Annotated in this window: 7 protein-coding genes; 4 read left to right on the top strand and 3 right to left on the bottom strand. The window is 75.1% G+C overall.

The window, feature by feature from the left end; all coding sequences use genetic code 11:
• Positions 1–111: 111 nt before the first annotated feature.
• On the bottom strand, positions 112–1,776 hold the full coding sequence (locus MNZ29_RS12865) for a zinc-ribbon domain-containing protein (RefSeq protein WP_242338795.1): 1,665 nt from the start codon (positions 1,774–1,776) through the stop codon (positions 112–114).
• Positions 1,777–1,885: 109 nt separating this feature from the next.
• Here MNZ29_RS12865 and MNZ29_RS12860 point away from each other — a divergent pair, with 109 nt between their 5' ends.
• Complete coding sequence (locus MNZ29_RS12860; protein WP_242338792.1) at positions 1,886–2,485, top strand: polyhydroxyalkanoate synthesis regulator DNA-binding domain-containing protein; 600 nt, start codon at positions 1,886–1,888, stop codon at positions 2,483–2,485.
• A 3-nt stretch (positions 2,486–2,488) separates the two neighbouring features.
• On the opposite strand, the gene MNZ29_RS12855 is transcribed toward MNZ29_RS12860, so the two are convergent.
• Both MNZ29_RS12855 and MNZ29_RS12850 read right to left on the bottom strand, forming a co-directional pair.
• A complete protein-coding gene (locus tag MNZ29_RS12855) occupies positions 2,489–3,256 on the bottom strand; it encodes a ParA family protein (protein WP_242338791.1) in 768 nt (255 codons plus the stop codon).
• Position 3,257: 1 nt separating this feature from the next.
• On the bottom strand, positions 3,258–3,572 hold the full coding sequence (locus MNZ29_RS12850) for a hypothetical protein (RefSeq protein WP_242338789.1): 315 nt from the start codon (positions 3,570–3,572) through the stop codon (positions 3,258–3,260).
• A 41-nt stretch (positions 3,573–3,613) separates the two neighbouring features.
• Between MNZ29_RS12850 and MNZ29_RS12845 the strand changes: the two genes are divergently transcribed.
• The 3 genes from MNZ29_RS12845 to MNZ29_RS12835 all read left to right on the top strand — a co-directional run bounded on the left by MNZ29_RS12845 (position 3,614) and on the right by MNZ29_RS12835 (position 6,330).
• On the top strand, positions 3,614–4,555 hold the full coding sequence (locus MNZ29_RS12845) for an ArsA-related P-loop ATPase (protein WP_242338787.1): 942 nt from the start codon (positions 3,614–3,616) through the stop codon (positions 4,553–4,555).
• Positions 4,552–5,679 carry an ArsA-related P-loop ATPase gene (locus MNZ29_RS12840; protein WP_242338785.1) on the top strand — a complete coding sequence of 376 codons (1,128 nt, stop codon included), beginning with the start codon at positions 4,552–4,554 and terminating at the stop codon, positions 5,677–5,679. Before MNZ29_RS12845 ends, MNZ29_RS12840 begins: the two co-directional genes overlap by 4 nt.
• Before the next feature lie 240 nt (positions 5,680–5,919).
• A complete protein-coding gene (locus MNZ29_RS12835) occupies positions 5,920–6,330 on the top strand; it encodes a secondary thiamine-phosphate synthase enzyme YjbQ (protein ID WP_242338783.1) in 411 nt (136 codons plus the stop codon).
• Positions 6,331–6,342: the final 12 nt, after the last annotated feature.

Here is a 6,342-nt window from a genome sequence, read left to right as displayed (position 1 = left end):
CGGCGCCGAGCGCGCGGCCCGCGGCGCGGGCGCGGATCTCTCCCTCCTCGAGCGCCCCGAGCCGCCGCGCGAGCCGCCGCGCCGCCAGGACCTCCGGCGCGGTCGCGCCCGTCACCTCCGGCGCGCCTCCTCCGGCGCGGCGGAGATGCGCAGCGCCGCCCCGGCGAGCTGCGGCGGGTACTCGTCGATCGCGACGAGGAAGGGCACCTCGTCCCCGGGCCGGATCTCGTCGGGCGCACGCCGGGCGGCGGCGCGGGACGCCCGGGCGAGCGCCTCCGGAGTGGCCGCGCGCCAGAGATCCTCCGGGCCCGGGACCGCCCCCGCGAGCGCCTCCCCGCGCGCGATCACCGTCCCCTCGCGCACCACCTCCACCGCGACCCGGACCGAGCGGACCCGCGCCGGCGCGTGCGAGACGATGGAGCCGCGGACGAACAGGATGGGGGCGGCGCGCTCCCTATCGTAGAGGCCGCTGCGGACGTCGGACGCGACGAACGGGCCCGCGGGCGTGCCGTGGCGGAGGGCGGCGGCGATGGCCGCCGGCCGGAACGCCGCGGCCTCGATGCGCCCGCCGCGCCACACGACGAGCATCGCGAGCGCGATGGCGAGCACGGCCACGAGCGCGACGGCGTTCACGGCGAGCGCGGTCAGCCGCGCGCCGCGCGCCGAGGAGCCTCGCCGCGCCGAGGCGGGCGGGGCCGTGAACGGCGCCGCGCGCACCGGCGCGTGCGGCTCCGGCACCTCGGCGACGGGGATGAAGTCTAGCGTCGTGGGGACGTGCGCCGGGATCGGCAGGGGCGGCGGGCGGAGCGGGGCGCGCGGAGCGGGCGCAGGCGTCGGCTCCGTGGCGAGGGCGAGCGCGGCGGAGGCGTGGTGCGCGGGTGCGAAGGACGGCTCGGGGTGCGAGGAGAGCTCGGACAGCTCGAGGCCCGGCGCACCGAAGGCGAACGCGGGCTCGGAGTCGAGCGCGAGACCCGGCCCGCCGAACGCCGGCTCCGAGCCGCCGAACGCGCCGCGCGAGCGGTCGCGGCCGCCGCCGGACGCACGGAACGCCGCCGGCGTCTCGCGATCCTCGAGCGTCAGATCGGGCCCGGAGGGCGGGGCCGCCTCGCCGGCGGGCTCGGGCGGCGGCTCGGCGGGAGCCGGCGCGGCGCCGAGCAGGTCGGCGAGGTCCGTGAGCGGCAGCCCGCGCGCGCGGCCCGAGGACTCCGCGGGACCGTCCGCCACCTCCGCGAGCGCCGCGCTGCCGGTCGCGGCCCAGGGGTCGGCCCCGAAGGAGGAGGCCTCTTCCTCGGGCGCGCCGGCGGCGTCGCCGGCGCCGGCGGCGAACGGATCGTCGCTCGCCGTCGAGGAGGCGAACGGATCCGCCGCCTGGAAGGGATCGGCCTCGGTCGCGTGCGGCTCGCGCGCGGCGGGCGCCGGGATGGTCCACGCGAAGGGGTCGGCCTCCGGCCCGGCGGGCGCCGCGGGGGCGAACGGATCGAACGAAGGGGCAGCGGAGGTGTCCGGGCGAGCGAACGACGGCTCCGGCGGCGGGGGGAACGCGAAGGGATCGCCGGACGCCGGTGCGGAGGAGCGCGCGGGCGGCTCGAGCTCGACGTCGAGCGCCGGCGCGCGCGGCGCCGGGGCGGGCACCGCGGCGGGCGGCGTCCCGCCGTGCTCACGCTGCACGGCGAAGACCGTCTTGCACTGCGAGCAGCGCACCTTGGCGCCGCGCGGGCCGATCTTCTCGTCCGCGACGCGGAACCTCGCTTGACAGCTGGTGCAGAGGACGATCATGCGGCCCCACTCGGGATCCGCAGATTACACCGCTGCGGCGCTTGACACAAAGCGTCCGCCCCAGAACAATCCTTTGAGTTCGCGCACTTACTCACCTCGGACGGCCCCCATGAACGAAGAACGCCCCGCAGCCAGCGAGCCCTCCGCGGGTGGGCGCGAGCCCAAGGTCATCAAGCGCTACACCAACCGTAAGCTCTACGACACGGTCGAGTCGCGCTACGTGACCCTCGACGAGATCGCCCAGATGATCAAGGCGGGCGCCGAGGTGAAGATCATCGACAACCGGACGAAGGAGGATCTCACGTCCGTCACGCTCGCGCAGATCATCTTCGAGGAGGAGAAGAAGACCTCGAAGATGAGCCTCGACACGCTGCGCGATCTGATCCGCCACGGCGGCGAGGTGGCGCAGCGGCTCGTCGAGGGGACGCAGGCCGAGCTGCGCGGCCGCGTCGAGGCGGTCCGCGCCGCCGCCGAGCAGCGGGTGCAGACCCTGCTCGTGAAGGGTCAGCAGACGAGCGATCGCGCCCGGGAGATGGTGCAGTCGTCGCAGGAGACGATGACCGCGTTCCAGAAGCGGGTCGACGAGCGGGTGCGCACCGCGGTCGAGCAGATGTCCACCGTCTCGGACGCGCGGAAGCAGCTCGACGACATCTCGCGGCGGATCGAGGCGCTCGAGAAGCGGCTCGACGACCTCGCCCCGAAGCCGTAGCGCTCAGGCCGCGGGCGCGCGCGCCAGGATCTCGTCGGCGATCGCGGCGAGGGCCCGCGCGCCCGACGAGCGCGGCGCGTACTCGAAGATCGTGCGCCCGTGGCTCTGGGCCTCGTCGATCTTGACGGACCAGCCGAGCACGTGGGCGGACAGCTCCGCCGGGAAGCGCGCGCGGAGCCGCGCGAGGATCTCGTCCGCGAGCTGCGTCTTCCGGTAGAGCGTCGGGACGACCAGGGTGAGCGCGGGCGCCCTGCCGCGCGCCGCGCGCATCGCGTCGAGGCTCTGCACCATCTCCGCGCAGCCGTCGAGCGCCAGGTACGTGAGCGCGACCGGGATGACGATCTCGCTCGCCGCGACGAGCACGTTCTCGGTGACGAGCGACACCGAGGGCGGCGCGTCGATGAGCACCGCGTCGTAGCGGCCCGCCGGGATCGCGTCGAGGCGCCGGGCGAGCCGCTCGGCCCGATCGGGCGACGACGCCACCGCGACCGGGAACGCGGCGAGCTCCTTGTTCGCGGGCAGGAGCTCGAGCCCCTGGATGGGCGTCCGGACGGCGATCGCGTCCATGGGCCGATCGCCCGCGAGGAGGTCGTGGATGGTGGGGGAGAGCCCGCGCACGTCGACGCCCAGCGACTTGCCGGCGTGGCCCTGCGTGTCGAGGTCCGCGACCAGGACGCGCAGCCCGCGCGCGGCGAGGTGCGCCGCCACGTTCACGCAGAGCGTGGTCTTGCAGGTGCCGCCCTTCTCGTTGACGAAGGCGATCCGCCGCATGCTACTCGCGGCCGTCGTCGTCCGCGCCGCGCTCCACCTTGGCGGCGAGGCCGTCGATCATCGACTCGAGCTCGGACAGCTTCTGCTTGAGCGAGGCGACCTCGTCCTTGGAGGGCAGGTTCGCCGCGTGCAGCGCCTGGCGCACGCCCTTGTCGAAGGTCTCCTTGGCCTGCACCGCGGAGGAGAAGAGGGTCTGCAGCCCGGTGGTCACGCGCTCGCTCGCGAGGAGCTTGCCGACGAAACGCCCCATCCTTTCCTCGCTCGCCTCCAGGGCGCGCTTCAGCATGGGGTTCCTGAGCATCTCGTCGAACGGCATGTTGGACTTGTCACCCTCCCCTCGCTAGCTTGTCAAGCCTCGTGCCCACCCCGACCCTTCTCGATCGGAGGCTCGTCGTGGTGACGGGCAAGGGCGGCGTGGGGAAGTCGACCGTGTCGGCCGCCCTCGCCGTGCTCGCCGCGCGCGCCGGGAAGCGCGTGCTCGTCTGCGAGGTGAACGCGCGCGAGCGCATCGCGCCGCTCCTCGGCGCGCCGCCGGCCGGGGCGCAGATCCGCGAGGCGCGCCCGGGCCTCTTCACCTTGAACGTCACCCCGCCCGACGCGATGCGCGAGTACGGGATAATGGTCCTCAAGTTCCGGACCATCTACGACGCCGTCTTCGAGAACCGGCTGGTGCGGCACTTCCTCCGGGTGATCCCCTCGCTCGCCGAGCTGGTCATGCTCGGCAAGATCCTCTTCGAGGCGAAGTCCGAGGAGCGCGGCCGGCCGCGCTGGGACGTCGTCATCGTGGACGCGCCCGCGACGGGCCACGCGGTCCAGCTCCTGCGGGTGCCCTCGGCGCTCCTCGACACGGTGCCCGCGGGGCCGCTGCGCGGCGACGCGGAGTGGATGCAGGCCCTGCTGCTCGACCCGGCCCGGACGGCGCTCGCGATCGTCACGCTGCCCGAGGAGATGCCGGTGAACGAGGCGATCGACCTCGACGCCCAGGTGCGCAGCGAGCTCGGCGTCCCGCGCGCCGCCCTGTTCGTGAACGCGATGCCCGAGGCGCGCTTCACGCACGAGGAGGAGGCGCGCCTCGAGTCGCTCGCGGGTGAGCCGCCCCCCCTCGGGCCCGCCGCCGCCGCCGCCCGCCTGCAGGCGCTCCGCGCCGAGCAGGCGCAGCGCTACCTCGCGCGCGCGCGCGCCGCCCTCGACCTCCCCACCACGGTGCTCCCGCTGCTGCCCGTCGCGGAGTGGGGCGCGGCGGCCGTCGAGCGGATCGCCGACGCGATCGCGGCCGCGCCGCCGGAGCCGGCGCCGTGACGCCCGTGCGCGACACGACGGCGGGCCGGCGCATCGTGGTGTGCGTGGGCTCGGGGGGCGTGGGGAAGACCACCGTCGCGGCGGCGATCGCGCTCGACCGCGCGCTCGCCGGCGGGCGCGTGCTCGTCTGCACCATCGATCCCGCGCGCCGCCTCGCGAACGCGCTCGGCCTCACGTCGCTCGGGAACGTCGAGTCGCGCGTCCCCGATCACAAGTTCGCGGAGGCGGGGCTCCGGGCGAAGGGCGAGCTCCACGCCATGATGCTCGACGTGAAGCGCACGTGGGACGACCTCGTCGCGCGCCACGCGCCGGATCCCGCCCGCCGCGAGCGGATCCTGAAGAACCGGCTCTACCAGCAGATGTCCTCCGCGCTCGCCGGCTCGCAGGAGTACATGGCGATGGAGAAGCTGTACGAGCTCGCCACCGACCGCGACTACGACCTCATCGTCCTCGACACGCCGCCGACCGCCCACGCGCTCGACTTCCTCGACGCGCCGGATCGGATCCTCGACTTCCTCGGCAACGACGCGGCGCGCGTGCTGCTCGCGCCGGCGATCGGCGCCGGCAAGCTCGGGCTCCGGCTCGCGCAGCTCGGCGGCGGCTACGTCGCGAAGACGCTCGCGCGCTTCACCGGGCAGGCCGCGCTGTCCGACCTCGGCGACTTCCTGCAGGGCTTCCAGGGCATGTACGAGGGTTTCAAGGACCGCGCCGGCGCCGTGCGGGCCCTGCTCTCGCGCCCGGAGGTCGGCTTCGTGCTCGTCACCTCGCCGAGCCCGATCTCGATCGACGAGGCGATGGCGTTCCACGAGCGGCTCCACGCCGAGTCGATGCCGGTCGCCGGGCTGGTGGCGAACCGGGTCACCCCGGATCTGTGGCCGGGCGCGGCGCCCCTGCCCTCCCCGGAGGACCTCGCGTCGCCGCTCGGCGAGCGCGGGGGAAACGACCGCGGGTTCGCGCGCCGCCTCGCGGAGACGCTCGCCGAGCACCAGATGCTCGCGGCGGCGGAGCGCCGGGCGCTCGAGCGGCTGTTCGAGGCGGTGTCGGCCCCGTACGCGGTGGTCCCGCGCCTGGAGAGCGACGTCCACGACCTGCGCGGTCTCGCCAGGCTCGCCGAGCGACTTTGAACGGGGGCTGCGCCCCCGCCCCGCCGACGGCTGACCGCCGTCGTCGGGGCCCCACCCCTGCTCGCCGGGTCCCGTGCGCCGCCGCGAGCGGCTTCGCCGCTTCCGCGGCGTCGCCCCGGCGGGCTCGCTTCGCTCGCCTGGTCGCGTACCATGATTGGCCGTTTGGACGGCGGCGCCCCGGCGGGCTCGCTCCGCTCGCGCGTTGTCGAATCCCGCGCGGCCGTTTAGCTTCCCGAGGCCATGCTCCTCCCTCCGCTCGAGATCAAGACCCGCGCCTCGAACGAGCTCGTCGACGTCACCGCGGAGGTGCGGGCGGCGCTCCACCGGAGCGGAGTCGAGAGCGGGGTCCTCGTCGCGTTCGTCCCCCACACCACCGCAGGGATCACCATCCAGGAGAACGCGGATCCGGACGTGCGCACGGACCTCCTCCTCGCGCTCGCGAACGCCGTCCCCGAGCGCCCGCCCGGCGGCGCGTACCGGCACGCGGAGGGGAACAGCGACGCGCACGTGAAGGCGTCGCTGGTCGGCAGCTCCGCCACGATCGTCGTCGAGCGCGGGGAGCTCGTGCTCGGCACCTGGCAGGGCGTCTACCTGTGCGAGTTCGACGGGCCACGAACGCGGAAGATGCTCCTCTCGGTCCTCGCGGGTTAGGCTCCTCCCACG

The sequence above is a fragment of the Anaeromyxobacter sp. SG64 genome (assembly GCF_022690745.1).
Taxonomy (GTDB): domain Bacteria; phylum Myxococcota; class Myxococcia; order Myxococcales; family Anaeromyxobacteraceae; genus Anaeromyxobacter; species Anaeromyxobacter soli.
The sequence above is the reverse complement of the archived record's forward strand: the minus strand, read 5'-3'. Positions and strand labels throughout refer to the sequence as shown.